At 71.3% G+C, this 25,727-nt stretch carries 21 protein-coding genes; 6 read left to right on the plus strand and 15 right to left on the minus strand.

What is annotated here, in order from left to right; translation table 11 throughout:
* Positions 1-28: 28 nt before the first annotated feature.
* From ACIQM0_RS16380 to ACIQM0_RS16435, 12 genes are all read right to left on the minus strand, one after another.
* On the minus strand, positions 29-745 hold the full coding sequence (locus tag ACIQM0_RS16380) for an urease accessory protein UreD (RefSeq protein ID WP_401286732.1): 717 nt from the start codon (positions 743-745) through the stop codon (positions 29-31).
* Positions 742-1,416 carry an urease accessory protein UreG gene (gene ureG, locus ACIQM0_RS16385; protein WP_401287205.1) on the minus strand — a complete coding sequence of 225 codons (675 nt, stop codon included), beginning with the start codon at positions 1,414-1,416 and terminating at the stop codon, positions 742-744. The genes ACIQM0_RS16380 and ureG overlap by 4 nt, the downstream gene beginning before the upstream one ends.
* 49 nt (positions 1,417-1,465) lie before the next feature.
* On the minus strand, positions 1,466-2,131 hold the full coding sequence (locus ACIQM0_RS16390; RefSeq protein ID WP_401286735.1) for an urease accessory protein UreF: 666 nt from the start codon (positions 2,129-2,131) through the stop codon (positions 1,466-1,468).
* Positions 2,131-3,834, minus strand: coding sequence for an urease subunit alpha (locus ACIQM0_RS16395; RefSeq protein WP_401286738.1), 1,704 nt, complete (start codon positions 3,832-3,834; stop codon positions 2,131-2,133). The genes ACIQM0_RS16390 and ACIQM0_RS16395 overlap by 1 nt, the downstream gene beginning before the upstream one ends.
* A 1-nt stretch (position 3,835) precedes the next feature.
* Complete coding sequence (gene ureB / locus ACIQM0_RS16400; protein ID WP_363020910.1) at positions 3,836-4,174, minus strand: urease subunit beta; 339 nt, start codon at positions 4,172-4,174, stop codon at positions 3,836-3,838.
* Entirely contained in the window at positions 4,171-4,473 is a 303-nt protein-coding gene (locus tag ACIQM0_RS16405) for an urease subunit gamma (protein ID WP_363020911.1), read from the minus strand. Before ACIQM0_RS16405 ends, ureB begins: the two co-directional genes overlap by 4 nt.
* 242 nt (positions 4,474-4,715) lie before the next feature.
* Complete coding sequence (locus tag ACIQM0_RS16410; RefSeq protein WP_401286742.1) at positions 4,716-8,468, minus strand: S8 family serine peptidase; 3,753 nt, start codon at positions 8,466-8,468, stop codon at positions 4,716-4,718.
* 107 nt (positions 8,469-8,575) lie between these two features.
* Positions 8,576-9,727, minus strand: a complete 1,152-nt coding sequence (locus tag ACIQM0_RS16415) for an XdhC family protein (protein ID WP_401286744.1) — start codon at positions 9,725-9,727, stop codon at positions 8,576-8,578.
* 35 nt (positions 9,728-9,762) lie between these two features.
* Positions 9,763-11,220 (minus strand): NCS2 family permease, encoded by a 1,458-nt coding sequence (locus ACIQM0_RS16420; protein ID WP_401286747.1) that lies wholly within the window; start codon positions 11,218-11,220, stop codon positions 9,763-9,765.
* Positions 11,221-11,505: 285 nt separating this feature from the next.
* A complete protein-coding gene (locus ACIQM0_RS16425) occupies positions 11,506-13,890 on the minus strand; it encodes a xanthine dehydrogenase family protein molybdopterin-binding subunit (protein ID WP_401286750.1) in 2,385 nt (794 codons plus the stop codon).
* Between the two features lie 3 nt (positions 13,891-13,893).
* Entirely contained in the window at positions 13,894-14,487 is a 594-nt protein-coding gene (locus ACIQM0_RS16430) for a (2Fe-2S)-binding protein (RefSeq protein WP_401286753.1), read from the minus strand.
* 2 nt (positions 14,488-14,489) lie between these two features.
* Positions 14,490-15,380 carry an FAD binding domain-containing protein gene (locus ACIQM0_RS16435; RefSeq protein ID WP_401286755.1) on the minus strand — a complete coding sequence of 297 codons (891 nt, stop codon included), beginning with the start codon at positions 15,378-15,380 and terminating at the stop codon, positions 14,490-14,492.
* A 259-nt stretch (positions 15,381-15,639) separates the two neighbouring features.
* Here ACIQM0_RS16435 and ACIQM0_RS16440 point away from each other — a divergent pair, with 259 nt between their 5' ends.
* Together ACIQM0_RS16440 and ACIQM0_RS16445 are read left to right on the plus strand one after the other, a co-directional pair.
* On the plus strand, positions 15,640-17,370 hold the full coding sequence (locus ACIQM0_RS16440) for a PucR family transcriptional regulator (protein ID WP_401286758.1): 1,731 nt from the start codon (positions 15,640-15,642) through the stop codon (positions 17,368-17,370).
* Positions 17,371-17,691: 321 nt separating this feature from the next.
* Positions 17,692-18,477: a hypothetical protein gene (locus ACIQM0_RS16445; RefSeq protein ID WP_363020919.1), complete on the plus strand. Its 786-nt coding sequence runs from the start codon at positions 17,692-17,694 to the stop codon at positions 18,475-18,477.
* 35 nt (positions 18,478-18,512) lie between these two features.
* Here the strand turns inward: ACIQM0_RS16445 and ACIQM0_RS16450 are convergent, their stop codons facing one another.
* Positions 18,513-19,274, minus strand: a complete 762-nt coding sequence (locus ACIQM0_RS16450; RefSeq protein ID WP_401286761.1) for a GntR family transcriptional regulator — start codon at positions 19,272-19,274, stop codon at positions 18,513-18,515.
* Positions 19,275-19,419: 145 nt separating this feature from the next.
* Here ACIQM0_RS16450 and ACIQM0_RS16455 point away from each other — a divergent pair, with 145 nt between their 5' ends.
* Both ACIQM0_RS16455 and ACIQM0_RS16460 read left to right on the plus strand, forming a co-directional pair.
* Positions 19,420-20,268, plus strand: coding sequence for a (2Fe-2S)-binding protein (locus ACIQM0_RS16455; protein WP_401286764.1), 849 nt, complete (start codon positions 19,420-19,422; stop codon positions 20,266-20,268).
* A gap of 191 nt (positions 20,269-20,459) precedes the next feature.
* Complete coding sequence (locus ACIQM0_RS16460) at positions 20,460-21,539, plus strand: DUF2637 domain-containing protein (protein ID WP_401286767.1); 1,080 nt, start codon at positions 20,460-20,462, stop codon at positions 21,537-21,539.
* A gap of 69 nt (positions 21,540-21,608) precedes the next feature.
* Here the strand turns inward: ACIQM0_RS16460 and ACIQM0_RS16465 are convergent, their stop codons facing one another.
* A complete protein-coding gene (locus tag ACIQM0_RS16465) occupies positions 21,609-21,992 on the minus strand; it encodes an ATP-binding protein (protein WP_401287207.1) in 384 nt (127 codons plus the stop codon).
* Between the two features lie 252 nt (positions 21,993-22,244).
* Between ACIQM0_RS16465 and ACIQM0_RS16470 the strand changes: the two genes are divergently transcribed.
* Together ACIQM0_RS16470 and ACIQM0_RS16475 are read left to right on the plus strand one after the other, a co-directional pair.
* On the plus strand, positions 22,245-22,637 hold the full coding sequence (locus ACIQM0_RS16470) for a ribonuclease domain-containing protein (protein ID WP_363020923.1): 393 nt from the start codon (positions 22,245-22,247) through the stop codon (positions 22,635-22,637).
* A gap of 80 nt (positions 22,638-22,717) precedes the next feature.
* The gene (locus ACIQM0_RS16475; RefSeq protein ID WP_401286771.1) at positions 22,718-23,107 is read left to right on the plus strand and encodes a barstar family protein; all 390 of its coding nucleotides are present in this window, start codon (positions 22,718-22,720) and stop codon (positions 23,105-23,107) included.
* 44 nt (positions 23,108-23,151) lie between these two features.
* Here the strand turns inward: ACIQM0_RS16475 and ACIQM0_RS16480 are convergent, their stop codons facing one another.
* A complete protein-coding gene (locus tag ACIQM0_RS16480; RefSeq protein WP_401286773.1) occupies positions 23,152-25,539 on the minus strand; it encodes a M9 family metallopeptidase in 2,388 nt (795 codons plus the stop codon).
* Between the last annotated feature and the right edge of the window lie 188 nt (positions 25,540-25,727).

Below are 25,727 nucleotides of genomic sequence, written 5' to 3' on the forward strand. Positions count from 1 at the left end.
ACCATACATCTTGTATGTATGGTGCATATCAACGGGTGAGCCAGGACTCCCAGACCGCGGTCAGCTCCGCGTCCACGGCCGGTGCCACCGTGTCCAGCAGCCGTACCTGCGCCCCCGGCCCGGCCAGGTCCATCCGGTAGGGGTGCGGTGGTCCCGGGGGCGCCGCGCCGAATGCGGCGACCGAGCCGATGACGCGGTTCGGGCCCAGGATGCCGGGGAGCTCGCGCAGGTCCGGGTCGGTGAGGTCGAGGTCCTCGACCAGGAGGTCCCGGCCCTCGTACGTCACCCGGGTCATGGCCCGGACCCGCCCGCCGCGCTCCCCGGAGCGGCCGAGGACCAGGGTGTCGCGCCACAGCATCCGGGCCCCGGACGCGAGCCGGGCGTCCATGACGCGTTCGACGTCCGCCCCGGTGGACACCACGAACGGCAGTCCGTGCCAAGTGAGTTCGCCGCCCTCGGCGATATCGACGCGGGCCCGCCAGCGGGCCGAGCCGCCCCGGTGGTCGTAGGCGACGAGTCCGGCCGGCTCGACCAGCTCCAGGTGTGCGCCCGGACCGACCGAGATCCTCAGGTTCAGCTCGTCACCGGCGAGCAGTCCGGCCCGGACGCCGACCAGGGCGACCCGGGTCCGGCCGGGGCACGGCAGCAGCGGGCGGGGGGCGAGAAAGGCGCCGGGGCGCAGTTCGCGGACGAGATGGCGGCCCGAGCCGTCGCGCTCCGCGGCGACGACGGTCGGATCGGTCACGGGTGGGTGTGGCTGTGCGGCGCCATCGGGCCGGGGTCGGTGGGGATGTGGGTGCCCGAGCGGTGGCGCACCAGCAGGGACCGTACCCAGTCCGCGAGCGCGGCGATGGAGTCCGGGTCCTTCTTGGAGAGGGCGAGGACGGGGAGCCCGCCCCGGGCCTCCTCCGCGTCCGCGACCATGGCGGGCACGTCGACCTCCACATAGGGGGCCAGATCGGTCTTGTTGACGATCAGGAGGTCGGCGCCGGTGATGCCGGGGCCGCCCTTGCGTGCGACGTCGCCGCCGCCCGCCACGTCGATGCAGAAGAGCTGCGCGTCGGCGAGGGCCGGGCTGAAGGTGGCGGTGAGGTTGTCGCCGCCGCTCTCGATGAGCACCAGGTCCAGCGGGCCGTACGCCTCCTCCAGGTCCTCGACGGCGTCGAGGTTGGCGCTGACGTCGTCGCGGATCGCGGTGTGCGGGCAGGCGCCGGTCTCGACCGCGCGGATGCGTTCGGTGGGCAGCACGCCCGCCGAGCGCAGGAAGCGGGCGTCCTCGTCGGTGTAGATGTCGTTGGTGACCACCGCCATGGAGAGCTCTCCGGCGAGCTCGCGGCACAGGGTGGCCAGGATCGAGCTCTTTCCGGTGCCGACCGGTCCCGCGACGCCCAGGCGCAGGGCCCGGGGCTGGTTCAGCGGCTCGTGGAAGTGGGGGTTGGGCTGCTGCTCGGGGGTGGTGTCGTCGTCAGGCAAGGAAGAGTCTCCGTTCGCGTCGTGCGTGTTCGAGCGCCCACTGTTCGGTGAGCGCGGCGGTACGGGCGGGCAGCCCGTCCGGGGTCCGTACGGCGAGGGCGGAGGCCACCGCCGCTGCCGCGTCGGGTTCGGCGGCGAGGATCCAGGCGACCGAGTCGAGCGGGTCGCCGGGCAGGAGTTTCAGCGCGGCGGACGCGACGGTCTGCAGCTCGTCGTAGACGACCGCGTGCGCCAGCTCCTCCTCGGAGACGTTCAGTACGGCTCCCAGCGCGCCGAACGCGACCGGCCGAAGGGGCCGGGGGCGCACGGCGGCCAGCGCGGTGACCGCCGGGTGGTCCGGGGCGAGGCGCCGGGCCAGCCGGTGCACGCCCCGGCCGAGCGCCGCCGACGTCTCGCGCTGGGGTGCGGCCGGGGTCCGTGCCGCGAGGGCCTGCTGTACGGGCCCGTAGTCGACCGGGTCGCGCCCCGCGGCGCGCAGCGCGAGCACGGCCGCGGCCGCCTCCGTGAGGGCGGTGGTGTGCAGCCGGGCCTTCAGCAGGGCGGGGATCCGGTCGCGGGTGAGGCCCGCGACGACGGCCGGTTCGAGCCCGGCGCTGTAGGTGTACGCGCCGACGGGGAGCCGTCCGTCGCCGAGCAGAAGGGGTGCGAGTGCGCCCATCAGAACATGGAGTACCGCTGGGCCAGCGGCAGTTCGGTGGCGGGTGACGGTTCGACGAGCTCCCCGTCGATATGGATGGCGAAGGTCTCCGGGTCCACGTCGATGTCCGGGAGCGCGGTGTTGTTCGGCAGGTCCGCCTTGGTGAGGTGGCGGGTGGGGCGTACGGCGACGAGTTCGCGTTCGAGTCCGAGGCGTTCGGCGAGGCCGTCGGCCAGGGCGGCCGGGGCGACGAAGCTGACCGAGAGGTGCGGGGCGGCCCCGGCGGCGGCGGTGGGGCGCAGCAGGACGGGCTGGGTGGTGGGGATCGCCGCGTTGGCGTCGCCGAGGGGGGCGTACACCACCATGCCGCCCTTGATCACGGCGGCGGGGCGGATGCCGAAGAACGCGGGGTCCCAGAGCACCAGGTCGGCGAGCTTGCCGGGTTCGACGGAGCCGATGACGTGGTCGATGCCGTGGGCGACGGCCGGGCAGATCGTGTACTTGGCGACGTAGCGGCGGGCCCGTTCGTTGTCGGCGGGCAGCTCGCTGCCGCGGTCGCCGAAGCGCTGCTTCATCACGTGGGCGACCTGCCAGGTGCGGCAGATGACCTCACCGATGCGGCCCATGGCCTGGGCGTCGGAGGAGGTGATGGAGAGGGCGCCTATGTCGTGCAGGATGTCCTCGGCCGCGATGGTGGAGGCGCGGATGCGGGACTCGGCGAAGGCGAGGTCCTCGGGGACGCGCGGGTTGAGGTGGTGGCAGACCATCAGCATGTCGAGGTGTTCGTCGACGGTGTTGACGGTGTGCGGGAGCGTCGGGTTGGTGGACGCCGGGAGGATGTTGGGGTGCGAGGCGACCGTGATGATGTCGGGCGCGTGGCCGCCGCCGGCGCCCTCGGCGTGGAAGACGTGGATGCCGCGGCCGGCGATGGCGTCGAGTGTCCCCTCGACGTAGCCGGCCTCGTTGAGGCTGTCGCCGTGCAGGGCGACCTGGAGGCCGTAGGCGTCGGCGGCCTTGAGGGCGGCGTCGATGGCCGCGGGAGTGGCACCCCAGTCCTCGTGGACCTTGTAGCCGCCCGCGCCGCCGAGCGCGGCCTCGCGCAGGGCCTCCTCGCCGACGGTGGATCCCTTGCCGAACAGCATGATGTTGAGCGGGACGCGGTCCAGGGAGCGGTGCATCATCGCGAGGTTCCAGGCGCCGGGGGTGACCGTGGTGGCCTTGGATCCCTCGGTGGCTCCGGTGCCGCCGCCGATGACGGTCGTGGTGCCGGTGGCGAGGGCCTCGTGGAGGGTCTCCGGCATCAGGAAGTGGACGTGGGTGTCGACGGCTCCGGCGGTCAGGATGCGCCCCTCGCCGGAGACCACGTCGGTGCCGGGGCCGATGACCAGCTCGGGGTGGATGCCGTCGCCGATGTCGGGGTTGCCGGAGCGGCCGAGGGCGACGATCCGGCCGGCCCGGATGCCGATGTCGGTCTTGACGATGCCCCAGTGGTCCAGGACCACGACGTTGGTGATGACGAGGTCGAGGGCTCCTTCGGCGCGTGATGTGGTGGCCTGGCCCATCGATTCGCGGATGGACTTGCCGCCGCCGAAGACCGCCTCGTCGCCGCCGAAGCAGCGGTCCTCCTCGACCTCGATCCAGAGGTCGGTGTCGGCGAGCCGGATGCGGTCGCCGGTGGTGGGGCCGTAGAACGCCGCGTAGGCGGCGCGGGTCAGCTGTGCCATGTCACACGCCCTCCGTTGCGGTGTCCTGCGCGCCCCTGGACCAGGGCGCGGTGCGGACGACGATGCCGGGTACCGTTCCGCGTCCGCCGAGCTCGACGAGGGTGGTCTCCGCGCCGACGCCCGGCTCGAAGCGCAGCGAGGTGCCGGACGGGATATCGAGCCGGAATCCCTCGGTCTGCGACCGGTCGAAGGAAAGCGCGGGATTCACGTCGAAGAAATGGAAATGCGATCCGACCTGAATGGGGCGGTCCCCGTCGTTGACCACGGTGAGCCGCAATTTACGGCGGTCGGAATTCACGTGGACCACGCCGGCCCCGGTGCGGATCTCGCCGGGGATCACGGGATCGGCGAGGTAATCGTGACGAGCTTGCGCCCGTCGGGGAAGGTCGCCTCGACCTGGACGTCGTGCAGCATCTCCGGAACACCTTCGAGCACGTCAGCACGGGTGAGAACGGACCGCCCCAGGGTCATGAGGTCGGCGACCCCGGCCCCTTCCCGGGCTCGTTCCATCGCCCAGCAGGCGAGCAGGGCAACGGCCTCGGGGTAGTTGAGGAGTACGCCCCGCTCACGCCGGTCGCGGGCGACCATTCCGGCAACACTCAGCAGCAATTTCTCCGTGTCGGACGGAGTGAGAAACATGGGAAACCTCCATGGCGGCAGTTCCCGGAATTCCCGGAATCGCCTTGGCCACCTTCCTCTTATAAGCCTCCGGGCGGGGCCGTGGCAACTTGCGCCACACCGCAAAAAGTCCCTTTCTTGCATCATGACCCACTATATACGGGCAAAGCAGACAAATTTTGGTCATCGCGGGACCATGCGAGAGGCGGCCGCCCACCCCGGTCCAGGGGTGCGCGGCCGCCTCAAGAGGGGCACTCAGCAGGTCACTTCAGGCCGAAGGCCCGGATGATCTCCTGGTCCACGGTGAAACCGCTGCCCGCCTCGGCGTGCGCCTTGAGCGAAACCGCGGCGGCACCCTTCTTCGGGGTCTTGAACCGGGCGGTCCAGGAACCGGCCGAGTCCTTCTTCAGCTGCACCGCGCTCCAGGTCTCGCCGTCGTCGTAGCTGACCGACAGCGAGGCCTTCGTCGCCTTCACGGCACCGTCCAGCCACTCCTGCGTGGTGGACGAGAGACCGATCTCGGTCGTCTTCCCGGCCTTCACCTCACCGGCCGGGTCGGTCGCGACGTCGTAGTCCAGCTGGAGCAGCGGGATGTCGGCCTGCTCGGGACCGGACGGGTCGAGCGCGCCCGAGAGGAAGTTCCACTCGGTGTGCGTACGGATCGAGGTCTTCCAGACCCCCTCGTCGCGCGAGGCGTCGAGCGCCAGCCGGTACGGCAGCTTCTCGGGCGAGAGGTCGAAGGCGTAGCCCGCGCGGCCCGCCGACTTGGCGAGCTGCTTGTCGCCCTGGAAGAAGGCGATGGTGCCGTTGTCGTACTCGTTCTCCATGGAACCGGAGTGGCCGGCACCCGAGTCCCCCCACGGGGAGATGTTGAACTGGATGTCGTTGTACGCGGAGCGGAACGGACCCCAGTAGCCGGTGCCCAGACGCGGGCGGCTGACCGGTGCGAACCACGTGTCCCGGTAGCTCTGGCCGCCCCGGTAGTCCATGCTTCCGCCGCGCTCCTCCAGCGCGATGTCCGTGGCCTCGTCGTTGAAGACCGAGTGGTCCTCGTACCAGAACGAGTCGCCGGGCAGCGGGGTGACCCACTCCGTGCGGGTGCCGGGGAACTTCTCGTACTCCTGGAAGCCGACGCCGGGGCCGTAGTCCGGGATGTCGTAGCGGAAGCCGCCGCCGACGACGTCGCGGTTGCCGTAGAAGGTGTTCTCCACCTTCGCCAGCTGGCGGGTGGTCGGGGCGAAGGCCAGCGACCGGTCCGGGACGGTGCCGTCGTGACGGTCGACCAGGTCGTAGACGTAGCGCGCGAACCTGCGCTGTTCGACGGTCACCTTCTTGCCGCGCTGGGCGGCCTTGATCAGCCGGTCACCGGCCAGGCGCTGCACGGAGGCGACGGGGATGGCCGCCGTGGTGCCGTAGTCGGTGTACGTCTCCATCAGCACGCCGTCGCCCTGGTTGACGACGAAGAGCGCCTTGGCCCCGGCGGCTTCCGCGGCCGCGAGCCGGTCGGCGGGGGCCACCGTGGTGCTGCTGCGGATCACGACGGCCTTGCCCTTGGCGTCGATCCCCCGGTAGTCGGCGGCGGCGCCGTCGCCCGCGAAGACGCTGCCGAGCTTCTTGTCGCTGTCCTCCGCGACGGGTGATCCGCCCTGCACGGCCACCGGCACATCACGGCCGTCTGCCGTCAGGTCGATCAGCTTCTCGCCCTGCCGCCAGCGGGTCAGGAAGGAGAAGCTGCCCTTGGTGACCTTCTTGGTCGGGCTCGCCCACAGCTGGTCGTACGTCATCGGGATCTGGTACGCGTCGCGCTGGACGGTGCCGTCCGGTGCGGTGCGCGCCATGTCGTAGCGCAACTGCCGGGTCTCGGTCTCCTTCGGCGTCCTCACGGCGATCTTGTGGGCCTTCGAGGCGTCGAGGGAGACCGTCCTCGACTTGTCGAGAATGATCTCGGGGGCCGCCAGGAAGGCGACGGCCTGCGAGTCGGCGGTGTCGCCCTTGATGTCGGCGGCGGTCCAGGCGGTGTAGTTGCCCGGCGGCAGCCGGAGCGTGGTGTCGCCCGCCACCCCGACGACCCCGATGTTCTCGTCACCGAGGGCGGCGAAGACGACCTGCCCGTCCATCGGCTTGCCCGCGCGGTCGCGCAGCTCGATCTTCAGGTCGTAGAGCTCCTGCTCCTTGTTGAGCGCGAAGCCCGTGTGCGCGACGGTGGCGCCCGAGGCGTCCTTCGCGATCACCTGTCCGGAGAAGATGGTGTTGTTCTCGACCTTCGACGGGTCGAGCGACAGCACGGCCTCGGCGGTCGAACCGGCGGGCACGGTCAGCTGCTTCGCCGACAGCGTGTAGGCGTCGGCGTCCGTGTCGGTCGCCAGGTCCAGCGTGACGTCCGCCTTCCCGGTGTTGCGGTAGGTGATGGTGCGCTCGGAGACCGGTTCGGCGTCGGAGTGCGGCCAGTTGTAGGACGCGACCGCGACGGAGCCGGTGGCCTCGATCGTGGTGTCGATAGCCGCCTTCACGTCGAGCCGGCCGGTGCCCTGCTCGTACGGTGTGTAGTCCGGCAGCTCCTTCGACGAGGTCATCAGCGCGTCCTTGATGCGCTGGCCGGACCAGTCGGGGTGACGCTGCTTCATGATGGCGGCCGCGCCCGCGACATGCGGCGTCGCCATCGACGTGCCGGACATCGACTGGTACATGCCGCTGATGCCCGGGATCGACTGCGAGGCGGCCGCGTTGATGTCGACGCCCGGCGCGGAGAGGTCGGGCTTCAGACCGTAGCTGCGGGCCAGCGGGCCCATGGAGGAGAAGTCCGCGCGGTTGTCCTGCTTGTCGACGGCGGCGATGGTGAGCGCCTTGTCCGCCGAGCCGGGCGAGCCGATGGTGCCCGCGCCGTACGCGTTGCCCGCCGCGATCACGAAGAGCGGACCGCCGTCGGCCGAGAGGGAGTCGACGGCCTGCGACATCGGGTCCGAGCCGTCGTCCGGGATGCTGGAGCCCAGGCTCATGGAGACGACGTCGGCGCCCTCCGCCTTGGCCCACTCCATCGCCTCGATGATGCCGGAGTCCGCGCCGTTGCCCTCGTTGTCCAGCACCTTGCCGATGATCAGGTCCGCGGCGGGCGCGACGCCCTTGTTGACGCCCTCCGACGCGGCACCGGAGCCCGCGATCGTGGAGGCGACGTGCGTACCGTGGCCGTGCTTGTCGTCGACCTCCTCGCCGGGCACGAAGCTCTTCGACTCCAGGACGCGGTCCTTGACGTCCGGGTGGGTGGCGTCGATGCCGGTGTCAAGGACGGCGACCTTGGAGCCCTTGCCGTCGTAGCCGGCGGCCCAGGCCTGCGGGGCGTTGACCTGCGGGACGGAGTCCTTCAGCGCGGCCTCGACCTGGCCGTCGAGCCAGAGCTTCGTGATGCCGTTGTCGAGCGAACGGGCCTTGGGCGTGGCGGCGATGTCGTCCCAGAAGGCGCGGGTGGTGGCCTTCGCCGCCTTCAGCGCCGCGCCGTGGATGCTCTCCAGCCTGCGGACCGTCTTGCTGCCCCGGGGCGCGGCGGGCAGCGAACGGGCCTTGCTCGCCGGGTAGGTGGCGATCAGCGGGATGCCGCCGGACTTCTTGTCGTCGTACCCCGTCTTCGCGAGCGCGGTGACGTTGAAGAGCCGGCGGTCCAGTTTGCCGGCGGCGATCAGGCCCGCCGCCTCGTCGGGCAGGACGTAGATGTCGTCACCCGCCTGCTGGACGTGCACTCCGCCGGCCGCGCCGTCGGGGCGGTCCACGGTGACGGTGTCCTGCTTTCCGGCCCCGTCGGCGTAGTGGACGACGTCACCGGTGAGCAGGGTGATGTCGTACTGCTCGACGGGGGCGGCCTGGCGGCCGGTGGGCGGGAGTTGACCGGTGGCCGCGGAGGCGGTGCCCGTGGCGGGGAGCAGTGCGCCGCTCACCAGGGCGACGGAGGTCGCTATGAGGAGGGCCCTGCGCCCCGCACGAGCGGGTCTCGCCCGGCCGGAGACAGTGGAGGCGGTGAATGTCATGCAGCTGATCTACCGGTAAATCGGCGGCTGCGGTGAGGTTCACCCCTGGCGTGAATGCGCCGTGGCGGCAACCCGCCGGGCGGCGCGGGTGCGGGCGAGGGACCTGTTCAGGCCACGGAGATCATGCGCCCTGCGGGCGGCACGGCGGCGCTGTGGTGGATCGGGGTGTGCGCGCCGGTCAGCGGGACGCCGCTGCCGCCACGCCGGTCCGCGACGATCTCGGCGGCTATCGACAGGGCCGTCTCCTCGGGCGTACGGGCGCCCAGGTCGAGGCCGATCGGCGAGCGGAGCCGGGCCAGTTCGCGTTCGGAGACCCCTGCCTCGCGCAGCCGGTCGTTGCGCTGGAGATGCGTGCGGCGCGAGCCCATCGCGCCGACGTACGCGACCGGCAGCCTCAACGCGGCTTCCAGCAGCGGGACATCGAACTTGGCGTCATGGGTGAGCACACACAGAACGGTGCGGGTGTCGACACAGGTCCCGGCCAGATAGCGGTGCGGCCAGTCGACGACCAGTTCGTCCGCGTCAGGGAACCTGGCCTCCGTGGCGAAGACCGGGCGGGCGTCGCACACCGTGACGTGGTAGCCGAGGAACTTCCCGGCCCGCACCAGCGCGGCGGCGAAGTCGATGGCCCCGAACACGATCATCCGGGGCGGCGGGACGCTGGACTCGACGAGCAGGGTGAGGGGCTGCCCGCAGAGCGAGCCCTCCGCGCCGATGGTGAGGGGGCCGGTGCGGCCCGCGTCCAGCATCGCGCGGGCCTCGGCGGCGGCGGTGCGGTCGAGCTCCGGGTGTCCCCCGAGGCCGCCCTCGTGACCGCCGTCCGGCCGCACCAGCAGGGGCCGGCCGAGGAGTTCGGCGGGCCCGTCGGTGATCCGGGCGACCGCCGCCGCCTCACCCCGGGCGGCGGTGGCGAGCGCGGCGGCGTACACCGGGCGGGCGGGGTCGTGCGCCCGGACCGGTGTCACCAGGACGTCGATGACGCCGCCGCAGGTCAGACCGACCGCGAAGGCGTCCTCGTCGCTGTAGCCGAACCGCTCCCGTACGGTGATTCCGTCGTCGAGGGCCTGTTGGCACAGTGCGTACACCGCGCCCTCCACACACCCGCCGGAGACCGATCCGATCACGGTGCCGTCGCGGTCGACGGCCAGTGCGGCGCCCGGCTGCCGGGGGGCGCTGCCCCCGACGGCCACGACCGTGGCCACCGCGAAGTCGCGTCCCTGCCCGACCCATCGGTCGAGCTCCTCGGCGATGTCCAGCATCTCGGTCTCCTTGACGGATGTGTGAAGGGAGGGCGTCAGCTGACGCCCAGCCAGCTCTCGAGCGGGTGGAGCGCGAAGTAGACGACGAAGATCACCGTCAGCCCCCACATGAAGGCCCCGACCTCGCGGGCCCGGCCCTGGGCGACCTTGATCGCGACCCAGGAGATGACACCCGCCGCCACACCGGTGGTGATGGTGTACGTGAACGGCATCAGGACCACGGTGAGGAAGACCGGGATGGCGACGGCGCGGTCGCTCCAGTCCACGTGGCGGGCGTTCTGCATCATCATGGCGCCGATGACGACCAGCGCGGCGGACGCCACCTCGGCCGGCACGATCGCCGTGAGCGGGGTGAAGAAGAGACAGGCCGCGAAGAAGAGACCGGTGACGACGGAGGCGAGTCCGGTACGGGCTCCCTCGCCGACCCCGGTCGCCGACTCGACGAAGACCGTCTGCCCGGAGCCGCCGGCGACGCCGCCGATCGCACCGCCGGCGCCGTCGATGAACAGCGCCTTGGACAGGCCCGGCATCCGCCCCTTGTCGTCGGCCAGCTTGGCCTCCGTACCTACGCCGATGATGGTGGCCATCGCGTCGAAGAAGCCGGCCAGCACGAGGGTGAAGACGATGAAGCCGACGGTCATCGCGCCGACGTCGCCCCAGCCGCCGAACTGGACGTCCCCGAAGAGCGAGAAGTCCGGCGAGGAGACCGCGGAACCCTTGAGCTCGGGCGGGCCGCTGCTCCAGGTCTTCGGGTCGACATCGGCGAGCTTGTTGATCACGATGGCGACCACGGTGCCGACGACGATGCCGATCAGGATCGCGCCGGGGATGTTGCGGGCCTGGAGCATGAAGATCAGCAGCAGCGTCACCGCGAAGATGAGGACGGGCCAGCCGGCGAGTTCACCGGCCGGACCGAGGGTCACCGGGGTTCCGGTGCCCTTGCCCACGAATCCGGCCTTGTAGAGGCCGATGAGCGCGATGAACAGGCCGATGCCCATGGTGATGCCGTGCTTCAGCGCGAGCGGGATCGCGTTCATGATCAGCTCACGGAGACCGGTGACCACCAGGAGGCAGATCACCAGGCCGTACATCACGCACATGCCCATGGCCTGCGGCCAGGTCATTTCGGGGGCGACCTGCGAGGACAGGACGCCGGAGACGCTGAGCCCCGCGGCGAGCGCGAGGGGAACCTTGCCGACGAACCCCATCAGCAGGGTGGTCGCCGCCGCCGCGAGCGCGGTGGCGGTGATCAGGCCCGGCTGGCTGAGGAGGTTGCCGTCCACGTCCTTGCCGCCGAGGACGAGTGGGTTGAGCAGCAGGATGTACGCCATGGCCATGAAGGTCGTGACACCGCCGCGCAGTTCGCGTGCGACGGTCGATCCGCGCTCGGATATGTGAAAGTACCGGTCGAGCCACGATCTGCCGGCGGGGACGCGCGAGCCGGGGCCCGCTTCCTCCGCGGTGGTCGTGGGCTCCACTGACTGCTGGGTCATGATGCCTGACTCCCAAGGTTCACAGGGGCACCCGCGATGGAGATTCGAGATGCGGGATTTGGGATGACTGCGCGGGCGGCACGACCCGGGGGACGGCCCGAGGCGAACTGTTCATGCAGAGTGGATGTACGGGTACTGCCTTCTTCTGTGGTTCCGGTTCCTTCTGTGGTTCCGGTCAAGAGCCGCGAGCGGTGCGGAGCTCGGTTTCTCCGGGCGGTGCGGACGGAGGAAGTGTGACGTTCCCTGGTGGCGCGCGCCGCCCGGAGAGCTGTGGAGGAGCCCGGGTCAGCAGCCGGTGAGGTGTTCGGGGCGCACCGGCGTCCGGTTGAGCTCCAGTCCCGTCGCGTTCCGGATCGCCGCGAGGACGGCCGGGGTGGACGAGAGGGTGGGGGCCTCGCCGATGCCGCGGAGCCCGTACGGGGCGTGTTCGTCGGCGAGTTCGAGCACGTCGACCGGGATGGTCGGCGTGTCGAGGATGGTGGGCAGGAGGTAGTCCGTGAAGGACGGGTTGCGCACCTTCGCCGTCTTCGGGTCGACGATGATCTCCTCCATGACGGCGATGCCCATGCCCTGGAGGGTGCCGCCCTGGATCTGCCCGAGGACCGACAGCGGGTTGAGCGCCTTGCCGACGTCCTGGGCGCAGGCCAGTTCGATGACCTTGACCAGGCCGAGTTCGGTGTCGACCTCGACGACCGCGCGGTGGGCGGCGAAGGAGTACTGGACGTGGCCGTTGCCCTGTCCGGTGCGCAGGTCGAAGGCCTCGGTGGGCCGGTGGCGCCACTCCAGCTCGACGTCGACCGCCTCGTCCTCCAGCACATCGGCCAGATCGGCCAGCACCTCGCCGCCGTCGGTGACGACCTTGCCGCCTTCCAGGAGGAGTTCGGCGGTGGCCCAGGCGGGGTGGTAGGTACCGAACTTGCGGCGGCCGATCTCCAGGACCTGTTCCCGTACGGCCTCGCAGGAGTTCTTCACGGCCCCGCCGGTGACGTAGGTCTGGCGGGACGCGGAGGTGGAGCCGGCCGAACCGACCCGGGTGTCGGCCGGGTGGATGGTGACCTGTGAGACGCCCAGTTCGGTCCGGGCGATCTGGGCGTGCACGGTGACGCCGCCCTGGCCGACCTCCGCCATGGCGGTGTGCACCGTCGCGACGGGTACGCCGCCGACGACCTCCATGCGCACCCTCGCGGTGGAGTAGTCGTCGAAGCCCTCGGAGAAGCCGACGTTCTTCAGCCCGACCGCGTAGCCGACACCGCGTACGACGCCTTCGCCGTGGGTGGTGTTGGACAGTCCGCCGGGCAGCGCCCGTACGTCCGGGTACTCGCCGGCACTCTCCCACTGCCGCTCAGGCGGCAGCGGCCTGGCCTTGACCCGGCGCAGCAGCTCGGCGACGGGTGCGGGCGAGTCGACCCGCTGCCCGGTGGGCAGCAGGGTGCCCTGCTCCATGGCGTTCAGCTGCCTGAACTCGACCGGGTCCATGCCGAGTTCGGCGGCAACCTTGTCCATCTGCGCCTCGTAGGCGAAGCAGGCCTGGACGGCGCCGAAGCCGCGCATCGCGCCGCACGGCGGGTTGTTGGTGTAGAGGGCCAGCGCCTCGATGTCGACGTCCTCGATGACGTACGGGCCGACGGCCAGCGAGGAGGCGTTTCCGACGACGGCCGGGGAGGCGGAGGCGTAGGCGCCGCCGTCCAGCACGATGCGGCACTTCATGTGGGTGAGCTTGCCGTCACGGGTCGCGCCGTGCTCGTACCAGAGCTTGGCGGGGTGGCGGTGGACGTGCCCGAAGAAGGACTCGAAGCGGTTGTAGACGATCTTCACCGGCTTGCCGGTGCGCAGCGCCAGCAGGCAGGCGTGGATCTGCATCGACAGGTCCTCGCGGCCGCCGAAGGCGCCGCCGACGCCGGAGAGCGTCATGCGGACCTTGTCCTCGGGCAGGCCGAGGACGGGGGCGATCTGGCGGAGGTCGGAGTGCAGCCACTGGGTGGCGACGTACAGGTCGACACCGCCGTCCTCCGACGGCACGGCCAGGCCGGACTCGGGGCCCAGGAAGGCCTGGTCCTGCATGCCGAAGACGTACTCGCCGCTGACCACCACGTCGGCGCGGGCCCTGGCCGCCTCCGCGTCGCCGCGGACGATGGGCTGCCGGTGGACGATGTTGGGGTGCGGTACGTGCCCGGCGTGGTGATCGTCGCGGCCCTCGTGGATGAGGATCGCGTCGGGGGCGGTCGCGGAGGCCTCGTCGGTGATGACCGGGAGCTCGCGGTAGTCGATCCTGATCTTCGCGGCGGCGCGGCGGGCCGTCTCGGGGTGGTCGGCGGCGACGAGTGCGACGGGCTCACCGTGGTGGCGCACCCTGCCGTGGGCAAGAACGGGGGTGTCCTGGAACTCCAGGCCGTAGTTCTTCACCTCGGTCGGCAGGTCGTCGTAGGTGAGCACGGCGTAGACGCCCGAGGTGGCGAGGGCCTCCGAGGTGTCGATGGAGACGATCTCGGCGTGCGCGACGGTGGAGCGCAGCGTGTGGCCCCAGAGCATGTCCTCGTGCCACATGTCGGAGGAGTACGCGAACTCGCCGGTGACCTTCAGGATCCCGTCGGGGCGCAGCGTGGACTCGCCGATGCCGCCCTTGGTGCGGGTGGCCTGGTTGATGTTGGAGGGGGAACCGGTGACGCCCATCGTCTAGACCGTCTCTTCCGCTCGGGCGGCCGCCAGGCGGACCGCGTCGAGGATCTTCTCGTAGCCGGTGCAGCGGCAGAGGTTGCCGGAGAGCGCCTCGCGGATGTCCGCGTCGGACGGGTCCGGGGTGCGCTCCAGGAGTTCGTCGGCCGCGACCAGCAGGCCGGGGGTGCAGAAGCCGCACTGGACGGCTCCGGCGTCGATGAACGCCTGCTGGATCGGCGAGAGTTCGCCGGTGTCGCGGGTCTCCTCGCCGGACGGCTTGGCCTCCCAGCGGCGGGCCTTGTCGACCGTGGTGCCGCAGGCTCCGGAGGCGCAGCCGGTGCCGGGGTGGACCTCGGAGCGGTGGGCGGCGAAGTCGGCGAGGCCTTCTACGGTGACGACCTCGCGGCCCTCGACCTGGCCGGCGGCGACCAGGCAGGAGCAGACCGGAACGCCGTCGAGGCGGACGGTGCAGGAACCGCACTCGCCCTGCTCGCAGGCGTTCTTGGAACCGGGCAGGCCCATCCGCTCGCGCAGCACGTAGAGGAGGGACTCGCCCTCCCAGACGTCGTCGGCTTCGTGCCTGCGGCCGTTGACCGTGAAATTGACGCGCATGATCAGGCAGCTCCTTCGGTGCCGCGGCCGTTGCCGCGGTACGACTCCCAGGTCCAGCCGAGGGTCCGGCGGGCCATGATCCCGACCGCGTGCCTGCGATAGCTCGCGGTGCCGCGCACGTCGTCGATCGGGTTGCAGGCGGCCGCGGCGAGCGTGGCGAACTGCTTGGCGACGGACGGTGTGATGACCGTGCGGCTCTCCCAGAACCCGCCCTCTTCGAGGGCCGCGTTCAGGAACGCCTCGGCCTCCTTGGCCCGTACGGGTGTCGGGGCGGCGGATCCGATGCCGGTGCGGACCGTGCGGGTCCCGGGGTGCAGGGCCAGGCCGAAGGCGCAGACGGCGATGACCATCGCGTTGCGGGTGCCGACCTTGGAGTACTGCTGCGGCCCGTCGGCCTTGTTGATGTGCACGGCCCGGATCAGCTCGTCCGGTGCGAGTGCGTTGCGCTTGACGCCGGTGTAAAAGGCGTCGATGGGGATCAGCCGCGTTCCGCGGACGGACTCGGCCTCCACCTCCGCGCCCGCGGCGAGCAGCGCCGGGTGCGCGTCCCCGGCGGGCGAGGCGGTGCCCAGGTTGCCGCCGACGCCGCCGCGGTTGCGGATCTGCGGCGAGGCGACGGTGTGCGAGGCGAGCGCCAGACCGGGCAGCTCGGCCCGCAGGTGCTCCATGACGGCGCTGTACGGGACCGAGGCGCCGAGCCGTACGCTCTCCTGGCCCACCTCCCACTCGGACAGCTCACCGATGCGGTTCAGGTCCAGGAGGTACTCGGGCCGCCGGTGGTCGAAGTTGATCTCGACCATCACATCGGTGCCGCCCGCGATGGGTACGGCCGTAGGGTGCTCGGCCTTGGCGGCGAGCGCCTCTTCCCAGCTGGCGGGGCGAAGGAAGTCCATGAGCGGCTCTCTTCTTCTCAATCGGGTCGTTCGCTGGGGCTGGGGACGGCCGGCCCTCGACTGGTCGTTCATACGTTGTTAACGCGTTGTGTGGCCCAGTACACAAGCCCTGCTCCACCTGGTGCAGTCACCGAAACCATGAAGGAGTTGGCTGGCCTTCGACCTCGTCTTGTAGATTCGAACGAATGACGGGTCCCTGTGACCTCACCGCAACACCCAGTTTTCCCCCGCACCAACGAAAGAGATCGGCGGCGACGAGATGCGGCTGCGCGCACTGCTGGACACCGACGCGCTGGGCCTGCGGCTGCTCGGCGGCGACGACGAGCTGGACCGGTCGGTCCGCGGCGTGATGACCACCGACCTGCGGGATCCCAGCCGCTATCTGACGGGCGGCGAGCTGGTCCTGACCGGACTGGCCTGGCGCCGGGACGAGAAGGACTCCGAACCCTTCGTACGGATCCTCGCGGGAGCCGGTGTCGCCGGGCTCGCGGCGGGCGAGGCGGAGCTCGGCGACATCCCGGCCGATCTGGTCGAGGCGTGCCGACGGCACCGGCTGCCGCTCTTCGCCGTCAACGAGACCGTCGCATTCGCAACGATCACCGAGCATGTGGTCCGCCAGGTGTCCGGTGAGCGCGCCGGCGATCTGGCGGCGGTCGTCGACCGGCACCGCCGGCTGATGACCTCGGGGCCGGCGGGCGGCGGGCCGGAGGTGGTCCTCGATCTCCTCGGCTCCGACCTGGACCTCCATGCCTGGGTGCTCTCGCCCACCGGCCGGCAGATCGCGGGCGCCGGTGCGGCGCTGCCCGGACCGGTCGGCCCGGAGCTGGCCGGTCTGCATCTGGCCGCGGTCCGCTCCGGCCGCCGCGCGCCGTACCGGGCGACGATCGGCGGGGTGGCGTATTCGCTCTTCCCGATCCGGAACAACGGCCGGGTCGCCGGGCCGGCCTCCCGTGATGTGCGCGAGTCGGTGCTCTCCGACTGGCTGCTCGCCGTCGAGGCCGACGCGAGCGACTGGCCGGCGGCCCGGCTCGACCTGCTCCAGGGCGTCACCCAGCTGATCGCGGTCGAACGGGACCGCCGGGACGCGGCCCGTACGGTGCGCCGCAGGCTCGCCCAGGAGGTTCTCGAACTGGTCCAGGCGGGCGCCCCGCCCGCCGAGATCGCGGCCAGGCTGCGGGTGGCCGCGCCGGTGCTGCTGCCCGGCCTCGGGACCGCGCCGCAGTGGCAGGTGGTGGTGGCCCGGGTCGACTGGGACGAGCAGGGCGCGCCCGGCTCCACCGCATCCGGTGTCGCGGGCGGCCCGGCCGCCCAGGCGCTGCTGGAGGAGATCCTGGTCGACCCGGCCGTGACCGGCCCCGACTCCGCGGACCGGATCGCGGTCGCGCACTCCGGCGACGAGGCCGTCGCGCTGGTGCCGCTGCCCGCCGCCGCACCGGCCGGGGACGCGGACGACACCGAGGACCCGGGCGGCGCGGAACCCTCCGGGGAGGATCCCGCGCTGCACGCCGATGTCCTGCTGGCCGCCGTGCGCGCCCCGCTCTCCGCGGGTCTGGCCGACGACGGCCGCCTGACACTGGGCGTCAGCGCCTCGGTGCACTCGCCCGAGGGGCTGCGCGGCGCACTGGAGGAGGCCCGGCACGCCCGCCGGGTGGCGGCGGCCCGTCCGGGGCGGGTCTGCGCGGCCGGCCATCACGAGCTGGCCTCGCACGTGCTGCTGCTGCCGTTCGTCCCGGACGATGTGCGCCGCGCGTTCACCGCACGTCTGCTCGACCCGTTGCGCGACTACGACCGGCGGCACCGCGCGGAGCTGATCCCGACCCTGGAGTCGTTCCTGGACTGCGACGGTTCATGGACCCGCTGCGCGGCCCGGCTGCATCTGCACGTCAACACGCTGCGCTACCGGATCGGGCGAATCGAGCAGTTGACGGGGCGTGATCTTTCGCGGCTGGAGGACAAGCTCGATTTCTTCCTCGCCCTGCGTATGAGCTGATTCCCGGGGGCCCCGCGGCCCCCGGCGGCCTCCGTCGATTGTGAAAACTTTCACCTGACATTGTCTCCACCTCTTGGCCCGGCGTGCCATTCCGTGCTGTGATGCGGCCAGACTCAGAGCGTCCGGCCATGGGGGTGGGTGAAGGACCGGGGCTGGATGCGCGCAGCTGCAAGGCGGAGGAGTGAGCCATGGCGCAGCCATGGTGAGTGACGACAACGCCGCAGACGCGCGTGACCGGCCCCGCGACGCCGCCCCTCGTTGGCCGGACACTCTCCACAGCTCAATGGTGCGCTCGGGGAGGGCAATGTGGCGTATACCGCCATGTCTGGTTCCGGAACGACAGCAGATGACGATCCGCCGCTCCAGACAGCGGTATGGCGGTTGCGGTCACGCGCCTGTTGGACGGACGCCGCGGCACTGCTGGAACACGACGCCGCCACCGATCCGGCCGCGGCGCTCCAGCGGACGGCCCTGCTGACCGAGCGGTGCCTGTACACGGGACAGGGCTGGACCGATGCCGAGGACGCGCTGCGCACCGCGGAGGCCCTGGCCCACGACGACGCCGAGCGCGGGGCCGCCGCCTGCGAGCGCGGACATCTCGCGTACGCCTCGACGCTGCTCGGGGTGCGGGACCGGGCCGACGAGGCCCGGGTGGCGCTGAGCCGGGCCGCCGCGCTGCTCGCCCCGGCCGCCGCGGGCCGCCCGCTGCTCGACTTCCGGCGGGGCCTGATCGCCCAGAACATCGCGGACTCGCCGCAGGCGGCACGCGCCGCGTACCGCAGGGCCCATGCGGGTGCCACCGCCCAGGGCGATGAGCTGCTCCTCTCCTCCACCTGGCGCCATCTCGCCCTGATCGCCCTGCGCGAGGGGGAACTCGCCGAGGCCCGGCACGGTTTCGCGGAGTCCCTGCGGATAAGGGAGGAGCTGGGATACCTGGTCGGCACGGCCCCGGCGCTCATCGCCATGGCGGACACCGAACCGGAGCCCGAGGCGGCGACCCGGCTGCGCGCGGAGGCGGGCAGGCTCTTCCGGCTGCTCGGCGGTGTACCGACCTGGCTGGCCCCCCACATCGACCCGCCGGTCCCCGGGACGGCCGAGGCGAACTGACGCCGCGCCCGGGGGCCCTGCCGCACCTGTCGGAGTCAGCCCCCGGAGCCGGCGAAGTGCTCCCGCACGAGTGACTGCACGACCACCACGTCCTGGGCCATCAGCGCGTCCAGGAGCGCGGTGTGCTCGGAGGCGTCCGCCAGCAGGTCGGCGCGGCGGGTGACGGGGTTGGTCTCCAGGGGCCACTGGGAGCGGCGGTGCAGTTCGTCGGCCACCGCCACGAGCTGTGCGTTGCCCGAGAGCGCGAGCACCGCTCCGTGGAAGGCCCGGTCGGCCTCGGCGTAACTGGCCCGGTCGCCGACGGCTGCCGCCGCCACGGTGGCGTCGGCCAGCGGGCGCAGGGCGCACCAGCCCGCCGGCGGCACGGTGCGGGCGAGCCGCAGCATGACGGGGACCTCGATCAGCGCCCGTACCTCGGCCAGCTCGGCCAGCTCGCGCGGGCCGCGCTCGGCGACCCGGAAGCCGCGGTTCGGCACGACCTCGACGGCCCCCTCGACGGCCAGCTGCTGCATCGCCTCGCGTACCGGGGTGGCGGAGACCCCGAAGCGGGCGCCGAGGGCCGGGGCGGAGTAGACCTGCCCGGGGGCCAGCTCGCCGTCGACGAGGGCGGCGCGCAGGGCCTCCAGGATCTGGCCGCGCACGGAGTGCCGCTGCACCACGACCCGGGGCGGGGACGGCTCGCTGTGGGTGTGCTCGCCGCGGGCCTGTTCGGGCACCCGGACGGACGAGTGGGCGGTCACGGACGCGACGGACGCGTACGGCGGCCGCACCTCCTCGCACGCTCTGCCCTGCTCCACGGGTACCTCCTCGGCCGGCGCGGGCACGGCTCGCGTGCGCCGTGCCCCGTGTGCACGATAGGCGGAGGAGGCCGCAGTTCACACATCGATCAGGTCGGGTAAGGTAAGGCTTACCTCTAAACGATCGCGATACGGTGGTCCCCGCATGACCTTCCCCGCCCTGCTCCCCGCAGCGACAGCCTCGGCCGTGACCGAGGCGTACGCGCGTCTGGCCGAGGTCTTCCCCGGCCTGCGCGCCGAAGTGCTCGCGGACGACGAGACCGCCCCGGGCGGCGTCGGCTGGGTCGGCGCGCACGAGCTCGCGGCCGGCGGCGGCGCCCTGGACACCTTCCTCGCCTGGGACAACGCGCAGGTGCTCCGGGACTACGGACAGCAGGCCCGCCCCGATGTCGTCGCCAGCTTCGGCCTGCACCGCTACGCCTGGCCTGCCTGCCTGCTCGTGACGGTGCCGTGGTTCCTGCACCGGCGGGTGCCGCGGATCCCGGTCGAGGGCGTCGCGTTCCAGCGGGCACTGGGCCATCTGACCCTCCGGGTAAGGGAGTTCGCCTGCCTGCCCGACGATCCCGCGGCGGCGCTGCCGGGCGCCCGGGTGGTGGCCGACGAGGCCGCGCTGCGCGCCGAGGTCCTCTCGTCCGTGGCCGAGCACCTCGGACCGGTGCTCGACGGCTTCGGACCGCGGATGCGGCGCGGAAAGCGGGCCCTGTGGGGCATGGCGACGGACGAGATCGTCGAGGGCCTCTGGTACATCGCCCACCTCCTGGGCGAGGAGCGGCGCGCGATGGCCGAGCTGGAGGCGCTCCTGCCGGGCACCACGAAGCCGTACGTCGGCACGGCGGGCTTCCGTGAACTGACCGGACCGAACGGCGAGTCGCTGCCCACCCGCGACCGGGCGAGCTGCTGCCTCTTCTACACGCTGCGGCCCGAGGACACCTGTGTCACCTGCCCGCGCACCTGCGATGCCGACCGGCTGCGGAAGCTGACGCCCGCTCCCTGATCCACACCACCCGCAGGGGTGACGTGAATCGAACACAACTGGCGCGCCACTGAGGGGCGTTCGACTAGATCGCGGGAATTCGGCGTCTCAGCCAACCCATTGGCGTTCACTTGCCCCGAAACCGTCTGGACTTGAGGGAATGTCCGCCACGATTGCGCCCGACACGCCCTACGCGACGCAAGGGACCGCGCATGAGACTGACCGACATATCGCTCGACTGGCTGCTTCCGGGCGCCGTGCTGCTCGCGGGGGTCATGGCGGCGGTGGCGGTGGTCGCACGCGGCAAGCGCGCCGCTGACACGTCCGCGGCCGACGACACCTGGGAACGCAGCGAGGACCGGCGCAGGCGCAAGGAAGCGCTCTACGCCACGGCTTCGTACGTTCTGCTGTTCTGCTGCGCGGCGGTCGCCGCCGCGCTCTCCTTCCACGGGCTCGTCGGCTTCGGCCGGCAAAACCTCAGCCTCTCCGGAGGCTGGGAGTACCTGGTGCCGTTCGGCCTCGACGGGGCCGCGATGTTCTGCTCCGTGCTCGCCGTCCGGGAGGCCAGCCACGGCGACGCGGCCCTCGGCTCCCGGCTGCTGGTGTGGACCTTCGCCGGTGCCGCCGCCTGGTTCAACTGGGTGCACGCACCGCGCGGCCTGGCCCACGCGGGCGCCCCGCACTTCTTCGCGGGGATGTCGCTCTCGGCGGCCGTGCTCTTCGACCGGGCACTGAAGCAGACCCGTGTCGCCGCGCTGCGCGAGCAGGGCCTGGTGCCCCGCCCGCTGCCGCAGATCCGGATCGTTCGGTGGCTGCGCGCGCCCCGGGAGACCTTCGGCGCCTGGTCGCTGATGCTCCTCGAAGGCGTACGCACGCTGGACGAGGCGGTCGACGAGGTACGCGAGGACCGCAGGGAGAAGGAGCAGAACCGTCTCCGCAGGAAGGACCAGGAGAAGCTGGACCGGGCGCAGATCAAGGCCCTGAACCGGCAGAACCGGGCCTGGGGCCGCGCCGGCCGGGGCGGCGCCCAGGTGGATGTCCAGGCTCTCACCGCCGCGACGGGCTCCGCGCAGTCCGTCGCGGAGCCCGCCATATCCGAGCCGGGTCAGCTGCCTCTGCGACCCCGGCCATCCCTGCAAGCCGTCAACGGCTCCAGCTCCAAGAACGCCTCGGACCTGAGCACGACTGACCCGAGAGCGGTCGACCTCACTGCCGAGGACGACACCCAGGCCCTGCCCCGGCTCGACTCGCTGGAGCAGAAGCTGAAGGACCTGGAGCAGCAGTTCGGCTGACCCGTACCGGTCGGCGAGCAGGCGCTCAACGCAGTTGGCGATGAACGGCCCTGACAGTCCGTCGGACAGTCAGGGCCGTTCGCCGTCCAGCTCGAACCAGACCATCTTCCCCAGCGCCTGCGGGCTGACTCCCCAGGCGTCCGCGAGGCTGTCCACCAGCACCAGCCCTCTGCCGTGCGTACCGTCGTCGGCGTTCGGTACGTGCGACACGGGCATCCCGGGGACGAAGTCCCTCACCTCCACCCGCAGCTTCCGCGGCGCCACGCTGACGGCGACGACCGCGCCGTCGTCCGTGTGGACCAGCGCGTTGGTCACCAGCTCGCTGAGCAGCAGCTCAGCCACCTGCGCGGGCTCCTCCTTCCACCGGTACCTCAGTAATTCGCGTACGGCACACCGCACTTCGGAAATCGCGGCCAGATCCTCGCTGCACAGTCTGCGATGCAGCCGGCCCATTTCCTGACGCTCCATCGTCTCCCCCGCCCGCACAGTGAATCGCCCCCTTCTCGTCTCGAACGTGCTCTACGCAATGCATGCCCCACCCACGGGCCGTCACGCTTGCCGACGTGTCACGGCGTGCGGAACCACGCCATCCGGTACGGATCGGGCAGTCCGGACGCGGAGTTGCCGCTGTTCGGGTTAACTTCCAAAACCTTCACCGGAGTTGGCGTTGACGGGAACGCGTCTACGCGCGTCATCATGGTGGGTATGCGAATCCCCCCACGGATCACCACGCTCGGCGGCGTCGCCGCCCTCCTGTCCGTCCTCTTCGTCGGCGGCCCGGTCGCGACCGCCGCGACAGCCGGCACCACCTCGGTCGGCAGCATCTGCTCCTCCGCCCTTCCCTCCCAGGCTCACGACACCCTCGATCTCATCGACGCGGGTGGTCCCTTCCCGTACGACCAGGACGGCGTCGTCTTCCAGAACCGCGAAGGCGTCCTGCCCGGACAGAGCACCGGCTACTACCACGAGTACACCGTGATCACGCCCGGCGCCCCGACCCGCGGCGCACGCCGGATCGTCACCGGTGAGGAGACCCAGGAGGACTACTACACCTCCGACCACTACGAGACGTTCGACCTCGTCGACTTCACTTGCTGAAACCTCCCCGGAAGGATCCGCGCCGCAGTCCCCCACCTGCGGCGCGGATCACCGGTGAACCGGACTTGTACGCTCCCCCCATGACCGTGACCTATGTGATCAACGGCTCCGAGGTCACCGGCCTGGAGCGCTTCTGGCAGCTGATCGGCGAGGCGGTGAACGGGCCCGGCGGCTACTTCGGCACCGGTCTCGACGCCTTCGCGGACTGCCTGAGGGGCGGGATGGGCACGCCGGACGACGGCGACTTCGTCATCGAGTGGCGGGACCACGCCCTCTCGGCACGCGCCCTGGGACACGAGGAGACCGCGCGCCATCTGCGCGGCCTGCTCGGCCGCGCCCATCCGAGCAACCTGCCGCGGCTGCGGCAGGAGCTGGCGCAGGCCGAGGAGGGCCGGGGACCGACACTCTTCGACCGACTGCTGGAGATCATCCGGGACGAGACGGCTCCGGGCTCCCTGCGACTGCTCTGAGGGGTCACGGGTGCGGTGGGCCGCACCCGTGACCCCGGGTTGGATCAGTACTGCGCGGAGACCTTCACTCCGCCGAAGTCCTGCACGGCGTAGAGGCTGATGTAGTGGGCGCCTTCCGCCGGGTGGTCGACGGTCAGCGTGTGGGCGTTCCCGCTGCCGGTCGCCCGGGAGGTGTAGGCGCCCGTGGTGGCCCAGCCGTTGGCGTTGTAGTAGAGATCGGCGTCGCCCGTGCCACCGCTCGTGGTGATCTTCAGCCGGGCGGTGCCGGCGGGGACGTAGACGTAGAGGTAGGAGTAGTTGCCCTTGGTGGCCTGCTGCCCGCTGCGGGCGCAGTTCTGGCCGAGTTCGCGGCTGTCGCCGGTGGCGCACTCGTTGCCCGGCTCGGTGGGCGGGTTGGTGGTGGTGCCGCAGCTGCCGGCCGCGCAGGACGTCAGCCAGGTGTTCCAGTCGGCGTCGTAGCGGCTGCCGATGGTGGAGGTGAGCAGGGTGCGGGCGCCGTTCCAGTCACCGCTGCGGTAGAGGCCCAGCAGCTTGTCCACATCGGCGCGGTGCGACTGGAGCATGTAACGGACGGCCAGGTAGCCCCAGTTGTAGATGCGGGTCTGGTCGGCGTTGTCGTACGTGGTGTCGAACAGGCTGCGCAGGGTGTAGGTGTGCGCGGCGGCCTGGGTGATGGCGTCGTCGTAGACGACGTCGCGGTAGCTGTAGGAGACGTACTCCGCGAAGCCCTCGATCCACCAGATGGTCGGCGTCGTGATGCCGGCGTCGAAGTCGCCGGCCATGTCGAACCGGCCGTCGAGGTAGTGCGTGTACTCGTGGTTCAGGTTCCAGATCTGGAACTCGGGCCGGACCCACTCGGCCTCGTAGGCGATGAACCGCGGCTGGTTGCCGGCCGCGGCCGGGTCGCCCTCCAGGTACATGCCGCCGTTGTTGGTGTCGATGCCGTAGATGGCGCCGGCGTAGGTCTGGTAGTCGGTGCTCGAATCGAAGACCACCACCTCGATGGTGCTGTTGCGGTCGTTGGCGACGGGGCCGTTGTCCCGCACCACGCCGTGGAAGTAGGCGTCCTGGTTGCGCAGGCTGGTGCAGGCGGTCGCGAGATCGGTCGAGGACATCTGCTGGGCCAGGATGCGAATGCTGGTGCTGCACGTGTAGTTGACCGGGAGCACGGCGCTCTTGAGGCGTGCCGACAGGTCGCAGGTGTTGTAGGCGGAGCAGTTGGCCGCGTCGTAGTAGTCGGTCATCTCCGCGAGCCCGACCCAGAGCGGCGCGGTGGGTCCGGTCAGGGAGCTCCGGCCGAGCAGGTCGGTGACGAGCGGGCGGACCTTGGGCAGCAGCGGCGCCTCCTGGAGGAAGCGGGCCAGTTCGCGTCCCGCGTTGGAGGTCAGGTACGACTGGTCCGTGCCCAGCAGGCTCAGGTGGTCACGGGCGAAGCCGGCGAGCGAGTCGAGCAGGCTCGGGTCGGCCACGACGGCGCTGACGAACTCAGGCACCTGGTGGCCGCGGAAGGTCACGGTGTAGACGTTGTTGACCGCGTTGAGCATGTACCAGGAGCTGTTGTACGAGGAGTTGTAGTCGGCGAGCAGCCGCTTGACGACGTACAGGTAGCGGGCGTTCTGCTCCGCGCTGTCGATGAGGGTGACGGCCTCGGCCAGGGTCTCGCCGTTGGCGTCCGTGACGTCGCGGGAGTGCGAGGAGGCGAAGAAGCCGTCCAGGCCGCCCTGGATGGCGGTACGCAGCGGGGCGCCGTAGCTGCCGACGGTGCCGGGGTCGTAGTACTGCACGTAGTAGCCGGCCCGGAGGAAGAGCACCAGCTGCGGCATGCCGGTGCTGCTGTTACCCGGGTAGGCGGCGGACGCGTCGCGCATCGCGTTGGCGACGCTGACCATCTGGGCCTCGCGGAAGGCGAGGTAGCCGTCGTTGCCCTTGACGCTGAACAGGGTGTTGACGCAGTCGGTCGTCGATGACTTGACCTGCTGGACCAGGGCGCTCCCGGTGCGGCTGGTGAAGTCGGCGACCGAACAGGCGGCGGCCGCGCCGGTTCCGGCCGACTTGGCGGCGGAGCGGGCCTTCGCCTTCATCGAGGGGGCGGGGTGGCTCGGTGCGGAGGCGCCCTGGTCGTCGTAGTCGCGTCGCAGCGCGTCCTTGGATGCGGTCTGCGGCGCCCGGTCCGCGGGCTTCAGCGCCTTGTCACCTATGTGAGCGGCGTCCTGGAGGGGCGCGGTGAGGGACTGTGCGGCGGGGCCGCCCGGGTCCGGTGCGGCCGGGTCGGCGGCCTTGTGCGCGGCGGCCGTCGCGCTTGCGGCGGCCGGTGTGGAGGGACGGACCTCGGCGGCCCGGCTCGGTGCCGCGAGCATGCCGACGCCCAGGCAGGCCGCCAGGGCCACGGTGGATAGCCCGGTGAATCTCTGACGAACCGTTCGGTTCTTCACGTGCCGCCTCCCAGCGGAGTGGTGGCCGCGCGACGGTGCGCGGCCGTGGGGGATGGTGCGCGGTCGAGGCGTGACGGGGATGAATGTCTGACATGAGCACGACCTCAATCGCGACCGACTGTACAATGGCACATGTCACATGTTCTTTGGAAGGCGTTGCGCGCACATTCATCGGCGCGCCAACTCCC

The organism is Streptomyces sp. NPDC091387 (genome assembly GCF_044756945.1).
In the GTDB taxonomy this organism is placed as follows: domain Bacteria; phylum Actinomycetota; class Actinomycetes; order Streptomycetales; family Streptomycetaceae; genus Streptomyces.